This is a genomic window from Halomonas sp. BN3-1 (genome assembly GCF_003056325.1).
Lineage (GTDB): Bacteria > Pseudomonadota > Gammaproteobacteria > Pseudomonadales > Halomonadaceae > Halomonas > Halomonas litopenaei.
Window position 1 is genome coordinate 1 of sequence record NZ_PYVV01000071.1, and the last position, 301, is coordinate 301.

1 pseudogene is annotated in these 301 nt (G+C 53.8%); it reads left to right on the forward strand.

What is annotated here, in order from left to right:
- Positions 1-18 precede the first annotated feature (18 nt).
- Positions 19-301, forward strand: a pseudogene (locus C9F12_RS22360) (Ail/Lom family outer membrane beta-barrel protein); the annotation flags it as partial.

The following is a 301-nucleotide window of genomic DNA, read 5'->3' on the forward strand; positions in this document are numbered from 1 at the left end:
AATTCCCCTTGATTGCGGGGCTATTTTCAAGTGAAACCGGGTACATTGCCGTCGTTGTCGGGCGGGGATACCGGTGTGAGTCATCTGAAAGGGATTAACGTGAAGTACCGTTATGAGCTGACGGACAGTGTGGGGGTGATGGCTTCCCTGGGGTTCGCCGCGTCGAAAAAGAGCAGCACAGTGATGACCGGGGAGGATACGTTTCACTATGAGAGCCTGCGTGGACGTTATGTGAGCGTGATGGCCGGACCGGTTTTACAAATCAGTAAGCAGGTCAGCCCTTCTGATCAAGGGGGGAATT